Source organism: Embleya sp. NPDC020886 (assembly GCF_044333915.1).
Classification (GTDB): domain Bacteria; phylum Actinomycetota; class Actinomycetes; order Streptomycetales; family Streptomycetaceae; genus Embleya.
In genome coordinates this window covers 1-18,350 of sequence record NZ_JBIRRX010000030.1, presented here as the reverse complement: position 1 = coordinate 18,350, position 18,350 = coordinate 1, and the positions used below count along the sequence as shown (strand labels likewise).

At 72.6% G+C, this 18,350-nt stretch carries 18 protein-coding genes; 7 read left to right on the top strand and 11 right to left on the bottom strand.

From position 1 onward, the window contains the following. Positions 1-72 precede the first annotated feature (72 nt). The 5 genes from ACH4U8_RS45300 to ACH4U8_RS45280 all read right to left on the bottom strand — a co-directional run bounded on the left by ACH4U8_RS45300 (position 73) and on the right by ACH4U8_RS45280 (position 5,646). Positions 73-2,610 (bottom strand): ABC transporter permease, encoded by a 2,538-nt coding sequence (locus ACH4U8_RS45300; RefSeq protein ID WP_395784561.1) that lies wholly within the window; start codon positions 2,608-2,610, stop codon positions 73-75. After that, entirely contained in the window at positions 2,610-3,359 is a 750-nt protein-coding gene (locus ACH4U8_RS45295) for an ABC transporter ATP-binding protein (RefSeq protein ID WP_360320397.1), read from the bottom strand. Before ACH4U8_RS45295 ends, ACH4U8_RS45300 begins: the two co-directional genes overlap by 1 nt. Positions 3,360-3,570: 211 nt before the next feature. After that, positions 3,571-4,227: an ArsR/SmtB family transcription factor gene (locus ACH4U8_RS45290; RefSeq protein ID WP_395784531.1), complete on the bottom strand. Its 657-nt coding sequence runs from the start codon at positions 4,225-4,227 to the stop codon at positions 3,571-3,573. A 61-nt stretch (positions 4,228-4,288) separates the two neighbouring features. Next, entirely contained in the window at positions 4,289-4,819 is a 531-nt protein-coding gene (locus ACH4U8_RS45285; protein WP_360320391.1) for a DUF1697 domain-containing protein, read from the bottom strand. A 260-nt stretch (positions 4,820-5,079) separates the two neighbouring features. Beyond that, positions 5,080-5,646, bottom strand: a complete 567-nt coding sequence (locus tag ACH4U8_RS45280) for a WHG domain-containing protein (protein ID WP_360320388.1) — start codon at positions 5,644-5,646, stop codon at positions 5,080-5,082. A gap of 100 nt (positions 5,647-5,746) precedes the next feature. On the opposite strand from ACH4U8_RS45280, the gene ACH4U8_RS45275 reads away from it, so the two are divergent. Beyond that, positions 5,747-6,241: an FBP domain-containing protein gene (locus ACH4U8_RS45275; RefSeq protein WP_360320385.1), complete on the top strand. Its 495-nt coding sequence runs from the start codon at positions 5,747-5,749 to the stop codon at positions 6,239-6,241. Between the two features lie 112 nt (positions 6,242-6,353). Beyond that, positions 6,354-7,193: an SDR family oxidoreductase gene (locus tag ACH4U8_RS45270; protein WP_395784529.1), complete on the top strand. Its 840-nt coding sequence runs from the start codon at positions 6,354-6,356 to the stop codon at positions 7,191-7,193. Positions 7,194-7,280: 87 nt separating this feature from the next. Here ACH4U8_RS45270 and ACH4U8_RS45265 read toward each other — a convergent pair whose 3' ends face one another. Beyond that, entirely contained in the window at positions 7,281-8,432 is a 1,152-nt protein-coding gene (locus ACH4U8_RS45265; RefSeq protein ID WP_395784527.1) for a serine hydrolase domain-containing protein, read from the bottom strand. Between the two features lie 135 nt (positions 8,433-8,567). Here ACH4U8_RS45265 and ACH4U8_RS45260 point away from each other — a divergent pair, with 135 nt between their 5' ends. The 4 genes from ACH4U8_RS45260 to ACH4U8_RS45245 all read left to right on the top strand — a co-directional run bounded on the left by ACH4U8_RS45260 (position 8,568) and on the right by ACH4U8_RS45245 (position 11,946). After that, the gene (locus ACH4U8_RS45260) at positions 8,568-9,266 is read left to right on the top strand and encodes a PadR family transcriptional regulator (RefSeq protein ID WP_395784525.1); all 699 of its coding nucleotides are present in this window, start codon (positions 8,568-8,570) and stop codon (positions 9,264-9,266) included. A gap of 208 nt (positions 9,267-9,474) precedes the next feature. Then, positions 9,475-10,596: an ATP-binding cassette domain-containing protein gene (locus tag ACH4U8_RS45255; protein WP_360320376.1), complete on the top strand. Its 1,122-nt coding sequence runs from the start codon at positions 9,475-9,477 to the stop codon at positions 10,594-10,596. Positions 10,597-10,685: 89 nt separating this feature from the next. Then, on the top strand, positions 10,686-11,432 hold the full coding sequence (locus tag ACH4U8_RS45250; protein ID WP_395784559.1) for an ABC transporter permease: 747 nt from the start codon (positions 10,686-10,688) through the stop codon (positions 11,430-11,432). Between the two features lie 112 nt (positions 11,433-11,544). Then, positions 11,545-11,946 (top strand): VOC family protein, encoded by a 402-nt coding sequence (locus ACH4U8_RS45245; RefSeq protein ID WP_360320373.1) that lies wholly within the window; start codon positions 11,545-11,547, stop codon positions 11,944-11,946. Here the strand turns inward: ACH4U8_RS45245 and ACH4U8_RS45240 are convergent. The 5 genes from ACH4U8_RS45240 to ACH4U8_RS45220 form a co-directional block, all read right to left on the bottom strand. Then, a complete protein-coding gene (locus tag ACH4U8_RS45240; RefSeq protein WP_360320370.1) occupies positions 11,943-12,743 on the bottom strand; it encodes an aspartate/glutamate racemase family protein in 801 nt (266 codons plus the stop codon). The two genes, ACH4U8_RS45245 and ACH4U8_RS45240, sit on opposite strands and share 4 nt — an antisense overlap. Before the next feature lie 147 nt (positions 12,744-12,890). Further along, positions 12,891-13,484: a Sir2 family NAD-dependent protein deacetylase gene (locus tag ACH4U8_RS45235; protein WP_395784523.1), complete on the bottom strand. Its 594-nt coding sequence runs from the start codon at positions 13,482-13,484 to the stop codon at positions 12,891-12,893. Beyond that, positions 13,400-13,789 carry a DUF4180 domain-containing protein gene (locus tag ACH4U8_RS45230; protein WP_395784521.1) on the bottom strand — a complete coding sequence of 130 codons (390 nt, stop codon included), beginning with the start codon at positions 13,787-13,789 and terminating at the stop codon, positions 13,400-13,402. The genes ACH4U8_RS45235 and ACH4U8_RS45230 overlap by 85 nt, the downstream gene beginning before the upstream one ends. A gap of 171 nt (positions 13,790-13,960) precedes the next feature. Further along, positions 13,961-15,844, bottom strand: a complete 1,884-nt coding sequence (locus ACH4U8_RS45225; protein ID WP_395784519.1) for a hypothetical protein — start codon at positions 15,842-15,844, stop codon at positions 13,961-13,963. A gap of 13 nt (positions 15,845-15,857) precedes the next feature. Next, positions 15,858-16,919 (bottom strand): MoxR family ATPase, encoded by a 1,062-nt coding sequence (locus ACH4U8_RS45220; protein WP_360320358.1) that lies wholly within the window; start codon positions 16,917-16,919, stop codon positions 15,858-15,860. A 464-nt stretch (positions 16,920-17,383) separates the two neighbouring features. Here ACH4U8_RS45220 and ACH4U8_RS45215 point away from each other — a divergent pair, with 464 nt between their 5' ends. Beyond that, the gene (locus ACH4U8_RS45215) at positions 17,384-18,175 is read left to right on the top strand and encodes an arylamine N-acetyltransferase (RefSeq protein WP_360320355.1); all 792 of its coding nucleotides are present in this window, start codon (positions 17,384-17,386) and stop codon (positions 18,173-18,175) included. The last annotated feature ends 175 nt before the right edge of the window (positions 18,176-18,350 follow it).

Below are 18,350 nucleotides of genomic sequence, written 5' to 3'. Positions count from 1 at the left end.
GGCCGAAGGCCAGGCAACCCAGCCCCGCCGGCGCATGAGGCCAAAACAGCCCCGCCGGCGCCCGAGGCCACCTCAGTCCCGCAACCCCATCGTGTCCGCAGGATTCCCCCGCAACGCCACGCGTCCCGGCACGACCGTGGCCACGAACGCCAACCCCGTCGCCGCAACCAACACCGCCGCATACGTCAACGGCGGCGCATACGGAGCCGCACTCGCGGTCATCCCCACGCTGTAGGCCGTCAACGTCGCGTAGGCGACCAGAGACCCCAACACCGCAGCCAACAACACCACCGCCCCGGTCTCCCAGCGAAGCATCCGAAGCACCTGGCGCCGAGTCGTCCCCACCAGTTGCAGCAGCGCGAACTCCCGCCGCCGCGCCGACGTCGCCATCACCAACGTGTTCACCACCGCAATCCCGGTGAACGCGATGATCAGCCCCATCGCCACATAGTTGACCTGGGCCTGGGTGCCCGCCCGGTCCCGACGCGCCTGCTCGACCTCGCCCCGATCCAGCACCCGGACCCCGGGGAACTCGCCCAGCGCCCGCTGCAACGACTCCCGCACCAACGCCGCCGTACCGGAAACGAGCACCGCCTCGGCCGCCGGCCGATCCACGTGCGCCGCCACCACCGCATGAGGCAGCGTCAGATCACCGAACCCCAGACCGCGTTCGTACACCGCGACCACCTTCAGGGTGACCACGACCCCGTCGCCCATGGTGATCCGCAGATCGTCGCCGACGCCGACCCCCTTGGTCCTGGCCGCGAGTTCGCTCACCGCGACCGTCCCGTCGGCGAGCGCCGCGAACGAGCCGGACCGGGTCTTCGGGTCGAGTGTGCGCTGCACGCCCTGCGGGGTGACTCCCTGGGCCGCGAACTTGTCCCGGCCCGCCCGAACGAGCGTGTGCAGGACCTCGGTGACCACCTCGACCCCGGGCACCGCCCGCGCCGCCTCCGCCGCCCGCCCCGGCACGCCGGGCTTCGCGACCAGCGTGTACGAGGCCAACGTGCCCGCCTTCACCTGCTCCCCCGCGGCATGACTCGCCGTGGTCTGGGTGAACAGGATGGTGGACGCCATCGCCACCGCCAGGCTCAACGGGGTCACCACCGCGGCCACCCGTTCGGCCGCGGCCCGTGCGTTGCGCGCCGCCAGGAACCCGCTGATCGGCGACAGCCGCCCGACCACCAGGCCCAGTACCGCCGTTGCCGCCCGGGCGAGCAGCGGTCCGAGCAGCGCGATCGCCACGGCGGCCAGGATCACCGTCAGGAAGGTGACCGGCGTGGACTTGGGTTCGGTGTCCAGCGTGCTCAACACCAGCAGGAGTACGCCGTAGCCCAGCGCCGCGAGCACCCCGCCGATCGTGCGCGCGACACCGAGCCCGGGCCGCTCGATCGCCGCGTCGGCCAACGCCTCGGTCGGTCGCACCCGCGCGGCCCGCCGTACCGACACCCGCGCCGCCGTCCAGGCCGCGAGCAGCGTCAGCAGTACCGCGCCGATCAGCGGGATCGGGCTCAGCTTCAGGGCGAGCGTGTCCGGCATCGCGCCGAACGCGACGAACCGTCCGTGCAGCCAACGGGCCAGCCCCAGCCCGGCGAACGCACCGAGCGCGCCCGCGATCAGGCCCACCACCAGTGCCTCGCGGCCCACCATCCGACGGATCTGCCGAGGCGTCGCACCGATCGCGCGCAACAGCGCGATCTCGCGCCGGCGTTGCTGGATGGACAGCGCGAACGTGCCCACCACGACCAGGATCGCGACCAGCAGCGAGGTGCCGCCGAGCGCGCCGCCCAGACTGACCAGGGTCACCCGCGCCTTGGTCGCGGCGGGGAACTCGGCCGGCCCACGATCGGTACCGGTCCGCACCTGCGCGCCGGTGCCCGCCAGGGCCTTCCGGGCCGCCGCGCGCACCGTGCCCGGGTCCGCGCCGGGCGCGGCGAACAGGCCCACCGAGGCGACCTGTCCGGGGTGTCCGGCCAGCCGTCGGGCGTCCACGTCGGCGAAGAACACACTGGCCTGCCGGGCCAGCGCGTCCCGACCCGGCGGTGCCGCGATGCCCACCACGCGGTAGCCGCCCGGGGCTCGGCCCGCCTGCACGGTGACCGTGCCGCCGACCCGGACGTCTGCCCGGCGGGCCAGATCCGCGTCCAGCACGACCTCGCCGGCCGCCGTCGGCGCCCGCCCCTCGCGCAGCGCGAACGGGGTCAGCCGGGCCGACTCCCAGGCGTGGCCCCACGCGTTGCCGTCGGTGTCCAGGGACCGGCCGCCGGCGGTGAGTACGTGGGCGGAGAAGGTCAGTTCCGGGACCACCTCGGCACCGGGGATCGCGCGCAGTGTGTCCACGGCGGTCGCGTCCAGCCACGCCCGCTCGGTCAGCGGCTTCGACTTGGTCTTGGTCTTGCCCTTCTTGTGCTTGGTCCAGTGCAGGTTCTGGTCGGCCGTGACCACGGTGTCGGTACCGGCGTAGCGCTCGATCCGGATGTCGCCGCGCAGGCCGGTCTCCAACAGCGCGCCGCACGCGGTCACCAGCGCGGCCGCACACACCAGCGCGACGAACGCGCCGGCGAAGCCGCCCTTACGGGCGCGCAGGGTTCGCAGGGCGAGGAACAGCATCAGGCCCACGCGCCCAGGTGCGTCATCCGGTCCGCGATCCGGTCCGCGCCGGCCCCGGTCAGCGTGTCGGTGATGCGTCCGTCGGCGAGGAAGAGCACCTCGTCGGCGTAGGACGCGGCGACCGGGTCGTGGGTGACCATCACCACGGTCTGGCCCATCGCGTCCACGGTGTCGCGCAGCAGCACCAGCACCTCCTTGGCGGTGACCGTGTCCAGCGCGCCGGTGGGTTCGTCGGCGAAGACCACCTCGGGCCGGGTGACCAGCGCGCGGGCGATCGCGACCCGCTGCTGCTGGCCGCCGGACAGCTCGGCCGGCCGGTGTTCGGTACGCCCGGTCAGGCCCACCCGCTGGACGATCTCGGCCAGCCAGGTCCGGTCCGCCTTGCGGCCCGCCAGCCGCAGCGGCAGCGTGATGTTCTCCAGCACGGTCAGCGAGGGCATCAGGTTGAACGCCTGGAAGACGAAGCCGATCCGCTCGCGCCGCAGTTCGGTCAGGCCGGTCTCGGACAGCCCGGACAGGTCGGTCTCGCCGAGCCGCACACTGCCGCTGGTCGGCCGGTCCAGCCCGGCGGCGCACTGGAGAAACGTGCTCTTCCCGGAGCCCGAGGGCCCCATGACCGCGGTGAAGCTGCCGCGCCGGATGCCGACGGTGACGTCGTGCAGGGCGGTGACCGCTGCGGTGCCCTTGCCGTGGATGCGCCCGACGCCGGTCAGCGACACGGCATCGGGTATCTGGTCGTGCGTACTCATGGTGCGGTGCCGCCCTTGTCGTCTCTTCGGATGGGGATCGATGCCGAGCCGAACGCATGCCGGAGTCGCCGAACCGTGCACCGGCGCATGGCGCATCGACGGCTCGGTGCCCAAGGCTCGGTAGCCGGGATTCGGTGCCCGGGTCGGGGTGCAGCGCTCGCGTCTCGAATTTCCGGGTCGATGCCGGGGCCCGCGGCCTCGGCGCGGTGGCTCAGGGCCGGACGGTTCCGAGCCCACCGCCGTCCGGCTCGGCGCCCGCCGCTGCCGCGCCGTCGCGCACGTCGTCGTCCCGTTCGTCGTCCCGCCCACCGGTCGTGGTCGGGAACGCCAGGAAGCGCGTCTGCACCGGGCGCACCTCGGCCGGCAGCGGTCCGGCCCGCTTGTACCGGTTGAGGAGCGCGATGTACTCCTCGAAGAACTCGCCCAATTCGGCCGGCGTGACGTGGATGGTCCCGCGCGAGTACGGCATGTCCATCCCCTCTTCGACCTCGGTCGCGGTCTGCGCCTTGCGGTACTCCTCCAGGTCGGCCGCGAAGGCCAGGCGGTTCATCTCGTCGACGACCGGCCGGATCTCCTCGCTCTGCTCACTGCGCGGCGGAAACCGCAGGTCCCGCTGCACGGCGCGCCACCACCGCTCGCGGCCGTGCGCGTGCGGATCCACGAAGTCCTCGACGAACCCGTGTCGGGCCAGCTCCCGGAGGTGGTAGCTGGTCGCGCCGGTGTTCAATGTCAGCGCCCGGGCCAGCGACGCGGACGTCGCGGGCCCACCCGCCTCCAGTTCCCGCAGGATCCGTTGTCGCCGGGGGTGCGCCAAAGCCTTCAGCGCTTCGAGTTCGCTGACATCTCGGCGTTCCGGTGACACGGCCACCCATGCACAATAATCTGTGCACAGGAAATTGTGCAATGGTTCGAGCCCGGTCGCCCCGGTCTCACCCCGCCATGGCGAGCAGCTTGGTCACCGTGTTCCAGTTGCGGACGGTGGCCGTGTCGCCGAGCTTGCGGGCCAGGATCGGCGACAACCGCGCCCGACCCAGGCCGTCCGGGAAGTACATGTACAACTCGCGTTCGCCCAGCCGCAGTTCGTCCGGCGCGTAGGTCGCCGGATCGACCGCGCCGAGCACCGCCGGATCCGCGGCCGGGCTCAGGAACGCCACCGCGAGCTTGGCCGGATCGACCACCTCCAGCGGATTCGCCGCGACCACCGCGCGCAGTTCCGCGCCGCTGCGCACCATCACGTCCACCGCGAACCCGAATTCGCCGAGCAGCCCGGCCTCGATCGCCGCGACCAGATCGGCGGCCGGCTGCTCGGCCGCCTCGAACACCGCGTTCCCGCTCTGCAACAGCGTCTTGACCTCGGTGTATCCCAACTCGGTCAGGACCCGACGCAGATCCGCCATCGGCACCCGCCGGTGGCCACCCACATTGATGCCGCGCAACAGCGCCACGTACTTCGTCACCACGCACCTCGCCTTCCCGACGGCCGGGACCACCCGTACGGCGGCCGCCGACCGCTCCCGCGCACCATGATCGAACCGATCGCCGCCGATTCCACCGCATCGCGCGAAGACGCGCCGAAGCGGGTCCGGTCGCCACGGACCTCGCGGTGGGCGCGCAGGCCCGGTCCACCCGGCCCGGGTCCGCCGAGCCGGTTCGGTCGGGCCGGTTCGGTCGGGCCGGTTCGGTCGGGCCGACTCAGTTGGGTCGGGTCGGTCCGGCCGAGTCAATCGGGCCAGTTCATCAGCGCCACGTGCAGCGCCTCCACCGCCCGATCGAAGGACTCGCTCGGCCTGCGCACGTGACCGAACCCGCCGTTGCCCTCCAGCACCGCGAAGCCGTGGAAGACGCTGCGCAACAGCCGTCCCGCATCCGTCAGGTCCGGCTCGTCCAGGCCGTAGGCGCGCAACATCGCGTAGGTGCTCTCGATGTTGCGCCGGTAGCCCTCGGAGGTGGCCAGCAGCGCCGGGTCGATCCGCGCCTGGGTCGCCGCGTAGCGGCCGGGGCGCTCCAACGCGAACTCCCGGTACGCCCGGGCGAAGGCGATCAGCGCGTCCTTGCCCGCCCGACCCGCGACCGCCGCGCCGATGCGATCGGCCAGTTCGCCGGCGGCCAGCATCGCGATCCCCAGCCGCAGTTCCTGGAGGTTCTTCACGTGCGAGTACAGGCTCGCGTCCTTGACCCCGAAGCCGCGCGCCAACGCGGTCAGGGTGATGTTCTCGAACCCCACCTCGTCCGCCAGATCCGCCGCCGCGCGGGTCACCCGTTCCGCCGTCAGTCCCGCCCGAGCCACTCGCCGGCCTTTCTTCGAGACGCCGTCAGCGCGCCGCCCGCGCTTCCTAGAGCCTCTAGGTATTTGCCTAGGATACCTAGGCACTGTTAGTTTCCGCCGCATGGACCCACTCACCGAGCAGGTAATCCGTACGTCGTTCGTCAATTGTTCCAAGGGAGCGGCCCAGCGCCTGCCCATGCCCCGTGACCTGGCCGAACGCCCGTGGGCCGACCTGGATTTCCTGGGCTGGGGCGATCCGGGGGCACCTGATCGCACCTATCTGGTCACCGAATACCAGGGTCGGCTCGTCGGCCTCGCCCTGCGCTTTCCCGCCCAGCAGCGAGGCTACCTGCACCGCAGCATGTGCTCGTTGTGCCTGACCACACACCCGGGCCGCGGCGTCTCGCTGATGAGCGCCCGCAAGACCGGACAGGCCGGCCGGGACGGCAACTCGTTCGGCATGTACATCTGCACCGACCTCGCGTGCTCCCTGTATGTACGCGGCCTGAAGGCGCCGGCGCCCGGCGGTCGGTTCGAGGAGTCGCTGACCCTGGCCGAGCAGATCGAACGCACCCGGGGCAACCTGGCGGCGTTCCTGGCCAAGGTCATCGAGTAGGTCGCTCCCGCCGCCCGCGGGCCGAATGCCTTGACCTCACGTCCACTGGAGGTTGCAGGATCGTCCGAGGAGGCGGGACCCACCGCCTTCGTCGGGACACGAGGGGCTGCACATGATTCTGGTGACCGGGGCGACCGGAAACGTCGGCCGGCAGGTGGTCGGGCAACTCCTGGCCGCGGGAGTCGAGGTACGGGCGTTGGCGCGCCGTCCCGAGGCGGCCGGATTGCCCGCCGAGGTCGAGGTGGTGGGCGGCGACCTGGCCCGGCCGGACACCCTCGCGCCGGCCCTGATCGGGGTCGACGCGGTGTTCCTGGTCTGGCCCTTCCTCACCACCGACGGCGCGCCCGCCGTGCTGGACGCGGTGACCGCGCACACGGGCCGCGTCGTCTACCTCTCCTCCGCGCGGGTACGCGACGACGTCGACCGCCAGGTCGACCCGATCAGCGGGCTGCACGCCGAGCTGGAACGGGTGATCGCCGAATCGACCACCGAGTGGACCTTCCTGCGCGCGGAGACCATCGCGAGCAACGCACTGGGGTGGGCCGGGCAGATCCGCGCCTCCGGCGCCGTCGGCGGCCCGGATCTGGCCGCCAAGCCGGTCGTGCACGAAGGCGACATCGCCGCGTCGGCGGTCCGGGTGCTCACCGAGGACGCCCACACCGGTGTCACCTACGTCCTGACCGGTCCGGAGGTCCTCAGCCGAGCCGACCAGGTCCGGCTGATCGGCGCCGCGATCGAGCGCCCGCTGCGCTTCGAGCCGATCCCGGTGGCCGCCGCGCGGGAACGCATGCTCGCCGACGGCCGCCCGCCGGCCCTCGTCGACGCGCTGCTCGCGGGCGCCGACGCAGCACCCGAGACGCCGCTGATCACCACCGCGGTCCGAGACCTGACCGGCGCCCCTGCCCGCACCTTCGGAGCCTGGGCCCGGGAGCACCGCGGCGACTTCGGCTGATCCGCCGACACCGGACCCGCGGGCACCGAACACCGCGTCCCCGCCCAGGATCCGGGCGGGGGCGGGGCCGGCCCCGGGCCGTCCGGGTCAGCCGCCGATCGCCCGGAAGACCGCCGCCGCCAGCCGGGTGTTCTCCGGGGCCGCGCCGCCCGGATGGCCGAAGCGGCGGCGGGTGTAGGCGTAGGCGGTGCCGGACCGAGGGTCGGCGAAGGCCAGTGCGCCGGCCGCGCCGCTGTGGCCGAACGCGTCGTCGCCCAGGAAGTCGTAGCGCAGGCCCAACGCCTCGAAGCCCAGCGCGAAGTGGTCGTGCTCGCCGGTCACCAGGTCGGTACCGCCCCAGTGCACGTGCGCGAACTCGGCGACGGTGCCCGGTTCGAGCAGCGCCGGGCGACCGTCGAGCCCGGAGATCGCGGCCGCGTACATCCCGGCCAACCCGCGTGCGTTGCCGACGCCGCCCGAGGAGGCCGGACCCAGTGCGCGCACCTCACGGGTGTTGACGAAGCCGACCAGGTCGGTGGGCGGTTCGGCGTTGAGGTTGAAGGCGACCCCGGTGCGGCCGAATCGGTCGGGCGCGTGGGCGGCCGACCGGGCCTGCTGCTCCGGGGTGGGCAACATCGGCAACATGTCGAGCGTGCGGGCCTCCATCGCGACCGGCAGGCCGAGGTACATGTCCAGGTCGTGGGGCGCGCGCACGCGCTCCTCGTAGATCTCCTGGAGCGAACGCCCGGTGGCCCGGCGCACCACCTCGCCGGTGAGCGCGCCGATCACGAAGGCGTGGTAGCCGTACGCCGTGCCCGGCTCCCAGAACGGCCGGTGGGCGGCCAGGCGTTCGGCGAGCAGTCGGTCGTCGGCCAGTTCGGCGACGGTGAAGCCGCCGTCCACCCCGATCGCGCCGGAGCGGTGCGCGAGCAGCTCGCGCAGGGTGATCCCGCCCTTGCCGTGCGCGGCGAACTCCGGCCAGTAGTGCGCGACGGCCCGGTCCGGATCCAGCACACCGTCCTGCACGAGCAACGCCACCACCAGATGCGCGGCGCCCTTGGTGGTCGAGAAGACCGGGGCCAGCGTGTCCCCCGTGACCTCGTCCCCCGCCCACAGGTCGACCACACGACGACCGTCGCGATACACCGCGAGCTGCACCCCCGGCGCGTCCGGCAATTCGGCCAGGGCGGCGGCGAGTTCGGTCCGAACCTGCTCGAATCCCGCCGCGACGCTGCCCGATACCGCGATCCCACTCGACATGCTTCCCCCATGATCTTGAACCTTCACCGACGCCAAACCCGACGGGCACCGCCGAAATTCCGGCCGCACCCTGGACGTCGACTACCCGCAGTCGTATATTCGGTGACAAGTAATCGGAACTCCCCGGAGGCGGCCGTGGCCAGACGCAGGGTCGGCAACACACTGGCACTCGCCGTGCTGGCGCTGGTCGCCGAGCAGCCGCGCCACCCGTACGAAATCGCCCAGGTGTTGCGCAGTCGGGGCAAGGAAAACAGCATCAAGATCAACTACGGCTCGCTGTACACCGTGGTCCGCAACCTGGAGAAACACGGTCTGATCACCGCCACCGGGGTCGACCGCGAGGGCCGCCGGCCGGAGCGCACCACCTACGCGGTGACCGAGGCCGGCGATGCCGAGATGCGCGAGTGGCTGGGCGAGTTGTTGTCGGTCCGGGTGCACGAGTTCCCGCGCTTCGAGGGCGCCCTGTCCCTGATGGGCGTGCTCGACCCGGACCAGGTGAGCACGCTGCTCGAACGTCGGGTCGAGGCCATCGACGCCCACGTCGCCCGCGGGCGCGCCGAGTTGGCCGAACTCACCGGCCGGCTGCCCAGGGTGTTCCTGGTCGAGAACGAGTACGAACTGGCCATGGCCGAGGCCGAGGCGCGGTGGGTGCGCGGTCTGCTCGACGAGATCGCGGACGACAGCCTCTCCGGCGTCGCCGAGTGGCGCCACTTCCGAGCCACCGGCGAGGCCCCGGCGGCCTGGGTCGACATGGACGCCGCGGACCGGGAGCTCGCACCCATCGAAGCCGCCGAACACGATCAGGAGGCCACCACCGACGACCCCACCGGGTAGATCCACGATCCCGGACCGAAAAAGGCCCCCGGGCGGTGCTCGAACACCGCTCCCGAGGGCCGGGAACCTCGCACCGAAACCCTGTGGCAACAGGGACCGGCACATACGAGGCGCACCGAACCCATCGTATCCCCGGTCCTCTTGTCGCAGGTCGGCGAGCCACTCGGCATCGCCGTACCGCATGTCGACCGGAGGGATCCACTCCACCATGAAGCACACCGAGCGGACGGCGGCTACCGTCCACGACGGTCGCACGCCCGGACACACCGGCCCCGCCGGCACCGGCGCGCCCGCGATCGAGGCGCACGACCTCGTCAAGACCTATCCCGTCAAGGGCCGCCCGCAAGGTGTCCGGGCACTGGCCGGGCTGAGCCTGAGCGTGGCACCCGGCACCGTCTTCGGCCTGCTCGGGCCCAACGGCGCGGGCAAGTCCACCACCGTCAAGATCCTCACCACGCTGGCCGCCGCCGACTCCGGCACGGCCCGGGTCGCGGGCCACGACGTGACCCGGGACCCGGCTCGGGTCCGCCGGGCCATCGGCGTGGTCGCCCAGCGCTCCGGCGCCGATCCGGCCGCCACCGCTCGGGAGAACCTGATCCTCACCGGGCACCTGTTCGGCCTGCGCGGTCGCGAGCCCGGCCGGCGCGCCGATCACCTGCTGGATCGCTTCGGCCTGACCGAGGCCGCACACCGCCCGGTGCGCACCTACTCCGGCGGCATGCAGCGCCGACTGGATGTGGCACTGGGCCTGGTCCACCACCCCGAGGTGCTCTTCCTGGACGAACCCACCACCGGCCTGGATCCCGAGGCCCGCGCCGACATGTGGGAGGAGATCGGTCGGCTGGCCGGCGAGGGCCTGAGCATCCTGCTCACCACGCACTACCTCGACGAGGCCGACCGGCTCGCCGCGCGGCTGGCCATCGTGGACCACGGCCGGGTGGTCGCCGAAGGCGCTCCCGAACAGCTCAAGTCCCGATTGCACGGCGACGCGGTGCACGTGGACCTGCTCGACCCGGCCGGGCCCGAGGTGCGCGAGGCGCTGGCCCGGGTGCCGGGCATTCGGGAGATCACCGTCGAGGCCCGCGCGGTGCACGCCCGGGCGGACCACGGGGCCGCCGCGGTGCCCGAGGTGTTGGCCGCCCTCGACCACGTCGGCGCCCGGGTCGGCGCGGTCACGGTGGCCCGCCCCTCGCTCGACGACGTCTACCTGCGGCACGCCGGTCGCCGCTTCGACGCGACGAACCCGGCCGAGGCGGGCGGCGACGCCGCGCCCGTCGAGGACGCCGAGGTCGCCGACGCTTCCGACACCCGCGAAGGAGAGACGCGATGACGACCGCGACCACCGCGACGGGCACCACTCGTGTCCCGAGCCCGCCGAGCGTGCCGATCCTGCGCGAGACGATCACCCACACCTGGTACATGACCGCCCGTCAGTTCCGGGTCTTCCTGCGGCAGCCCGTCTACCTGGTGATCACCCTGATCCAGCCGGTGATCTGGCTGTTCCTCTTCGGTCAACTCTTCCGCGACATAGCCGAGTTGCCCGGCTTCGGCGCCGGGACCTACCTCGACTACCTGGTCCCGGGCGTCGTGGTGATGAACGCGGTGTCGGCCAACATGTGGGCCGGCATGGGCATCCTGGAGGAGATCGAACGCGGCACGCTCAACCGCTTCCTGGTCACCCCGCTCCGGCGCAGCGCGCTGGTCAACGCGAACGTGGTGGCCCAGGGCTGCTCGACCGCGTTCCAGTCGCTGGTGATGGTCGGGCTGGGCAAACTGGCGGGCGCGCACTATCCGGGCGGCTTCGCCGGGGTCCTGGTCCTGATCGTGGTGGCCTCGGTGCTGGGCACGGTCTTCGGTGCCTTCTCCAACGCGGTGGGCATGGTGGCACGCGAACGCGAGACGGTGATCGCGCTGAACACCTTCCTGCTGCTGCCGCTCACCTTCATGTCCTCGGCGTTCATGCCCCCGTCCCGGATGCCGGATTGGATGCGGGAGGTCGCACGCTTCAATCCGCTCGACTGGGCACTGACGGCGACCCGTTCGGCCATGCGTGCCGACCCCGACTGGGCCCTGGTCGCCGAACGCGGCGCGGCCCTGGTCGGGTTGGCCGCGTTCGCGGTGTGGTTGTCGATGCGCACGTTCCGCGCGTACCGCAAGTCGGTGTAGGCCGGCGGGGGTACGCCGCGGTGTCTCCTCGGCTCGGCTCGGTCGGCGGCCGGCCGAGCCGGGGTCGACGTGCGCCGTCGAAGGTCGGCGGCCACCGACTAATCTCACCGACATGATCAGCACCGACACGCATGTACGAGTCGCCCGCCCCTCGCGCGACCTGGCCGCCGCCGAACGCTTCTACGTCGAGGGCCTGGGCCTGGAGGTCCTGTGGCGCACCACCGAGCGCGTCTCGGGCGAGTGGGATCTGGTCATGGTCGGTCTCCCGGGCGGCAATTGGCACTTCGAGCTGACCATCGACCCGGAGCATCCGCTGCCGCCCACGCCCACGGTCGAGGACCTGTTCGTGCTCTACCTGGGCGAGCCGATCGACCCCGCGCTGATCGACCGGCTGGTCGCGGCGGGCGGCACCCGAACCGCCGCGCACAACCCGTACTGGGACACGTACGGCGTCACCATCGTCGACCCGGACGGCTACCACCTGGTGTTGTCCACCCGGAACTGGACTGTCTAGGGCCTGACTTCGGCCGGCTGTGTGTGTGCGGGCACCGGTCGGCCGGCGGCGAGTGCGCGGCCGAGCGGGTAGGCGAGCGCGTTCGGCGGCAGTGTGCCGGGGCGTCCGCTGAGGGTGACCTCGATCGTGCCGGGCGGCGCGTCCGGGTCCTCGGTCAGGCCCAGCCGGCGCAGCGTCTGCCGGGCGACCGCCTCGGCGCTGTCGTACAACCCCACCCCGGCGGGCAGCGCGGCGGCGATCCGGTCGGCGACGAGGGGGTAGTGCGTACAGCCCAGCACCACGCCGGCGCAGTGCGCGGGGGTGCGCCGCGCGGCGTCGGCGATGGCGGCCTCGACGGCCGGTCGATCGGCCCGGTCGATCGCCTCGGCCAGGCCGGGGCAGGCCACCCGCTCCACGGTGTGCCCGGCGGCGAACTCCTCGATCAGGCGGGCCTGGTACGCACTCGCGGTGGTGGCGACGGTGGCCCACACCGCGAACGGGGCACCGGACCCGGCGGCGGGCTTGATCGCCGGCACGGTGCCCACCACCGGTACGGCGGGCTCGCAACGGGCCCGCAGCGTGTCCAGGGCGGTCACGGTGGCGGTGTTGCACGGCACCACGATGCCCTCGGCGCCGCGCTCGGCGGCCAGCTCCGCGGCGGCCAGCACCCGTCGGGTGATGGTCGCCTCGCCGCGGTCGCCCCACGGCATGTGGTCGGGGTCCATGCACAGCAGCAGGTCGAGGTCCGGCCGCAACCGTCGCAGCCACCCCGCCGTCGGCAACAGTCCCGTCCCGGAATCGATCAACGCCACAAGCATGCCGTCCAACCTAGCCGCCCCGGCGCACGGGCCCGAACAGGGGCGCGATCGTGGGCGTGGTGCACACCGCCCACCGGCTCGGGCCGGCCGTCCCGACCCGGCACCCGGTCCCGACCGGCGGATCCGTGCCCGCCACCGGCCGCCCGCTCACCCGACCGGCGGTCCGCCGGCCTCCGGAGCCGCCACGACGCGCGGCACGACCAGTTCGACGTCACCACGCGGCACATCGCTCGCGAAGTCGTCGTACGGCGCGGCTTCGGTGTCGACGATCGCCGACGCCGCGCCACGGTCGACGGCGGTGGCACACACCGCAGCGGCCGGCTCCACCCGCGGCGACGTGCCGACCACCGAGAGGAAAGTCCGCCGCCCGCACCGCGTCGGCGGCCCGCCCGTACACGCCGCAGTCGGGGGGTCGCCGAACGGCACCATGTCCGGCCGCAGGACCCCCGTGGCGCATGCCGGACCCGCCGGTTCGGCGGCACCCGCCCGGACCGCCCGGAGCGTGTCGTCCATCGGCGCGGGCCGCCGGCGCCGCATGCAGCGGGCCCGGGTGAGCGTGCCGTGCGGTTCGTGCACCCGATCGGCCGGACTTCCCACCGCCCGATGCGGCCCGTCGATGCTCCGCGTGACGACATGTGCCCGCGCCCGCGCCGCGGTCACTCGGCGAGGCCCTCCTCGGCGAGGCGGGCGGTGAGGGCCTCCAGGTCGGCGCCGAACCACACGTGCCGGCCCCGGTTGCATTCGCGGACGAAGTCGGTCAGCGGCTCGCTCGCGGCGGTGTACTCGGTGATGTCGCCCAGGATGGCCACCCGCATCCGGTAGTCGGCGAACTTCTGCAGCACGTCGCCGGCCACGCCGGTGCGCAGCCGGAAGAAGTCCGGGTCCAGGCGCGCCGCCGGCAGGACGACCCAGTTCGCGCCCCGGTAGCCGGCCTCGCCGATCAGATCGAGTGTGTCGCGTACCGTACGGATCGGCGTGCCTTCGGCGGCGCAGATCCACACCGAGGTGTCGTGCAGGGTTTCCATGGCGTCCGGCCTGTCGGGCATGTCGAGCGATGTCCTTCCGGGTTCGGTGCCGCGCTTGTGTGTTGCGCCGCCTGCCTTCGAGTCTGGTCCTCGGCCCGCCCCGACGCATCCGAAATTCCGGCCGTCGAGCCACCGGACCCGACCGAAAGGCCCTGCCCCGGTCGCGGACGGCACCCGCCCGGACCGCCCGCCTCAGCGGACCCGGAACACCGGCCCGCGTGCCGTGAACGGCAGCCGGGCTCCGGCCGGGACCAGGAAGGCGTGTTCGCGCCGCACTCGCAGCACGTCGCACTGCCCGTCGGTGACCACCAGGATCGGACCGTCCGCAGGAAAGTCCGCCGCGCCCTCCAACAGCCGGATCCCCGGCTGCAACACCGTGCCGCCGCGCCCGCGCACCCGCACCTTGCGCGCGATGTCCTCGACCGGCAGATAGCCCGCGTCGTAGGCGGCGGCGTCGCAATACACCACCCGCGCGGCCGGCACGTCACGCGCGGTGGCGTACGAGGCGATCGCGCCCAGCGCCTTGCCGAGCAGCACCGGATCCATCGACCCGGAGGTGTCCAACACCACGCCGAACGTACACAGCCGGTCCACGTCCAAGGGCCGGATCCGCCCGGGCCGAGGGATGTCGGGCGTCGACGCCTGACGGCGGCTCGCCCGGGTGTAGCTGCGCACCGACTCCGGCCGACGCACGTGCTCGTCGAACCAGCGGGCCAGTCGTACGTCCCAGGCCGGCGGCGGTTGTTCCAGCGTGCGGATCTCCTCGATCAGTCCGGCGGGCAACAGCCCTCGGTCGAGATCGTGGTAGGCCAACCCGGCGGAGAGCGCGCGTCGATAGAACGCGTCCAGGTCGACGAACGAACCACCGGACCGACCCGCGCCCGGGAGCGGCCCCGACCCCGTCCGCCGGCTCGAACGCCGGGCCGCGGCGGCCGGTTCGGAGAGCCAGTCGCCCAGCATGTCGCCGTGCTCGCGCGAGCCGGGGGTGCGCAGCTTGCGGGCCCGGCGCAGGTCGGTGGTCAACGTGTCGTACACCGACTCGGCCGACAACCCGGCCAACCGCGCGTCGTACAGCAGCCCGTCCGGCAGCACCCCGACACCCATCTCCACCAGCCACCCGTTGATCACGTAGTCGCAGGCCACGTTGAACAGGTGTGCGTCCCGGTGCTCGCGCCGGCGGTCGTGGCGCAGCGCGGCGTGCAACATCTCGTGGGCGAGCACGAAGCGCCACTCCTCGATGCTCAGGCCGGCGTGCGGGTTGACGTAGATCTCGCCGTGCTCGGCGTCGACGGCGGCGATGGTGATGTCCCAGGAGCGGGCCAGTTCGGCGTCGGCGACCAGGGTGAGGCCGGCGGCGAGGGCGCCCAGGAGGGGATAGGAGGAGACGAACCAGGACAGTGCCCGGTCCCAGGGGCCGTCGGGGCGCGCGGTCCGGCGGCCGTGCTCGCCGGCGGCGGAGTCGAGCGAGGCGGCGACCATCCGAACCAGGCCGCGGGCCAGCACTGCGGGCCAGTCCGGGCGCGTCGCGGTGGTCGGGTCGACGGACGGTGAGCGGCGGATGCACGGGGAGGTGCCGTTGGTGCCGATCCGGCGCAGCGCCTCGGGGACGCCTTCGCGGCGCCAACGCTCGGTGAGTTCGCGCTCGTTGCCGACGGGCAGGTCGGGCAGTTCGGCCAGGGGCGTGCCGATGCCCAGGCCCAGGCCCTCGGCGAAGCGGTGCACCGCGACACAACACGCGGTGTTGTAGGCGGCGTCGATCTCGGCGTCCGGATCGCCCAGGCCGACCTCGGCGAGGGCGTCCTGGTCCAGGTGGCCCATCGCCAGGTGCATCAGCAGGTGGGTGTAGACGCGGGACCAGATCAGGGGCGGCACGTAGCGGTGTCGGTCGACCACGAGGGTGCCGTATTCGGTGACGTGTCCCAGCGCGCCCGCGTCGTGTGCGGCGTAGGTGTGGCGGACCTGTCGCGCGACGATGTCCAGGGGTGCGACGCAGGCCGCCCGCCAACCGGCTTCGCGTGCTTTTCGGGCCCGTTCCTCGTGGTCTGCGGCGGGGTTGCGGGCCCGGCGGGCGGACATCGGCGCGGCCGATTCAGCGCCGCGCGCCGACCAGGCGCGGCAGGTCGCGGGCGGTCTCGACGAGGAACCACGCGGGCAGCGGGGCGCCGCCGGCGGTGTCCTCGGCGATCACGAGTTGGGCCATCTCCAGCGATATCTCGGCGAGTTCGACCAGGAGGGCCTTGGCCCGGAAGGCGAATTCGCGCAGTGCGGGCGAGACGTGCCGACGGTCCGCGGGCAGATCCTTGGCCAGTCGGGCGCGGAAGCTCTCCACGAGGAAGAACAGCAGGTCGCGGTCGGCGGGCGCGGCCGGCCAGCGGGCGTCGCCCTTGACGATGGCGTCCAGCCCGTACGCGTTGCGCACGGTCTTGAGAAAGCCCAGGAACGCGGCGGCATGGGTGGGGGTGAGCGTGCCGTGCGCGAGCAACCGCACGTGCTCGTCGGTGACGTCCGGGCCGAAGGAGTACAACCCGTCGGAGAGCATGTGCCACGCGCGCGGTGTGGAGAACGCCTCCTCGGTCTTGGGCGGCAGGCTCCACAGGTGGTCCGGTCGGGCCCGCACGTGGTCCAGGATCCACGGGTGGATGCCGTTCCCGAGGGCCCACGTCAACCAGTCGTCGACCGAGGCGCGCAGGTGGATGTGCACCAGGCGGTTGATCAGCGCCGACGACATCGGCCGGGCCAGCGCGTTGTCGCTCGCCCGGTTGCCCGCGCCGATCACCACGGAGCCGGCCGGGAGCGTGTAGGAGCCGATCCGGCGGTCCAGGATCAGTGAGTAGAACGCCTTCTGCACATCGGGTGAGGCGGCGTTGAGTTCGTCGAGGAACAGGCAGTACGGCTCGTCCCGGGCGATCTGCTCGGGCGGACAGAACCGGCTGCGCCCGTCGACGATCTGCGGTACGCCGATCAGGTCCTCGGGAGCCAGTTGGGTGCCCAGCAACGACACACACTCCAGCCCGAGGGACTGCGCGAAGTCCCGTACCAACGAGGACTTCCCGATCCCGGGCGCTCCCCACACGAACACGGGCCGCACCAGCGCGGTATGCAACAGGACTTCGGGCAGGGCAGCGGGGGTGATCGTATGGGCGGCCTGCACGGCAACCTTTCGGCCATGGCACGGAAACGGAGGTCGGTCCGGCAAACACCACCGAAGGGAACAGCGGCGGCCGGCTCCCGAATGATGCCGTTGAACGCGGAACCTGTCGCCCAATTTTCGGCACCGGCCGAGGCGCGGACGGGCGGGAGCGGGGCCTGCGGGTGGGGCCTGCGGGTGGGGGCGGATCCGCCCGTGACCCGCCCACGATTCGAAGCGCGGGGTCCGCATCGCGGTCCCGGGAACGCGCCCCCTCCGTCGGAGAGTCGGCGAAACGTCTCCGGTCGACGAAACGCCTCGGCGGCGACCACCCCGGTCCGGACGCATGCTCGGGCATCGGCATGATGAGGGGCAGCCGACCTACCCGGCGGCACGCACACAACGTCCGGCATCGCGTGCACCGCGCACACACCGCGCACACCGCGCACGCATCGTGCACGCACCGGGCATCACAGCACGGAGACACGGTGGACCACGACCGCGCCGAAACCTACCTCGCCCTCATCGACGCCGCTCGCCCCGCGCGTCCCGACGCGGCGGCCCTGGCCGACCTCCAGTGGCGGCACCTGCTCGCGGTGCCGTTCGAGAACCTCGACATCCACCTCGGCCGGCCCGTCGAACTCGCCGAAGAGGCGCTCCTGGCCAAGCTCCTGGACCGCCGACGCGGCGGCTTCTGCTACGAACTCGGCGGCGCGTTCGCCGCGTTGCTGCGGTCTCTCGGCTACCGGGTCACCCTGCTCGCGGCGCGCACCTACGACGACAAGGGTCGCCTGGGCATCCCGTTCGACCATCTCGCGCTGCGCGTGGACCTGGACGAACCATGGCTCGTCGACGTCGGCTTCGGCCGGTTCACCCACCACCCGATCCGCCTGGACCTGCACACCGACCAGCACGACCCGGGCGGGGTGTTCCGCATCGTCGAGGGCGAGTACGGCGAACTCGACGTCCTACAGGACGGCCGACCCCAATACCGCCTGGAGCCACGACCACGCGACCTGCGCGACTTCGCGGCCGGCTGCTGGTGGCATCAGACCTCGCCCACATCACACTTCACCCGCGCCCCCCTGTGCTCCCGCCCGACCCCCGACGGCCGCATCACCATCACCAACCGCACCCTCATCCACACCACCGGCACCAACCGCCACGAGGAACCCCTCCCCGACGACAAGGCCCTCCTGTCCGCCTACCAAACCCACTTCGCCATCACCCTCCCCCACCCCCCAACCCGCCCCACCCAAATCCCAACCACCGCCCCCTGACCGGGGCCGGGGCCGGGGCGGGGGCCGAGGCGGGGGCGGGGGCCGGGCCGGGCCGGGCCGGGCCGACAACGACACTGCCGCCTGAGGTGCCCTTGATCTTCCGGACAGCGACCCGCGTAGGGTTGTAGGAAACCGGAAAGAGAAAGCACGTGCCAAAGAGATATACACAGCAGTT

What these genes read in the sequence shown, in the direction of transcription:
- ACH4U8_RS45295 (WP_360320397.1), bottom strand. Translation starts at nt 3,359, where the DNA reads ATGAGTACGCACGACCAGATACCCGATGCCGTGTCGCTGACCGGCGTC.
- ACH4U8_RS45225 (WP_395784519.1), bottom strand. Translation starts at nt 15,844, where the DNA reads ATGTCCGCCCGCCGGGCCCGCAACCCCGCCGCAGACCACGAGGAACGG.
- ACH4U8_RS45265 (WP_395784527.1), bottom strand. Translation starts at nt 8,432, where the DNA reads ATGTCGAGTGGGATCGCGGTATCGGGCAGCGTCGCGGCGGGATTCGAG.
- ACH4U8_RS45275 (WP_360320385.1), top strand. Translation starts at nt 5,747, where the DNA reads ATGGACCCACTCACCGAGCAGGTAATCCGTACGTCGTTCGTCAATTGT.
- ACH4U8_RS45245 (WP_360320373.1), top strand. Translation starts at nt 11,545, where the DNA reads ATGATCAGCACCGACACGCATGTACGAGTCGCCCGCCCCTCGCGCGAC.
- ACH4U8_RS45235 (WP_395784523.1), bottom strand. Translation starts at nt 13,484, where the DNA reads ATGCAACCGGGGCCGGCACGTGTGGTTCGGCGCCGACCTGGAGGCCCT.
- ACH4U8_RS45270 (WP_395784529.1), top strand. Translation starts at nt 6,354, where the DNA reads ATGATTCTGGTGACCGGGGCGACCGGAAACGTCGGCCGGCAGGTGGTC.
- ACH4U8_RS45230 (WP_395784521.1), bottom strand. Translation starts at nt 13,789, where the DNA reads ATGCCCGACAGGCCGGACGCCATGGAAACCCTGCACGACACCTCGGTG.
- ACH4U8_RS45240 (WP_360320370.1), bottom strand. Translation starts at nt 12,743, where the DNA reads ATGCTTGTGGCGTTGATCGATTCCGGGACGGGACTGTTGCCGACGGCG.
- ACH4U8_RS45300 (WP_395784561.1), bottom strand. Translation starts at nt 2,610, where the DNA reads ATGCTGTTCCTCGCCCTGCGAACCCTGCGCGCCCGTAAGGGCGGCTTC.
- ACH4U8_RS45250 (WP_395784559.1), top strand. Translation starts at nt 10,686, where the DNA reads ATGACCGCCCGTCAGTTCCGGGTCTTCCTGCGGCAGCCCGTCTACCTG.
- ACH4U8_RS45255 (WP_360320376.1), top strand. Translation starts at nt 9,475, where the DNA reads ATGAAGCACACCGAGCGGACGGCGGCTACCGTCCACGACGGTCGCACG.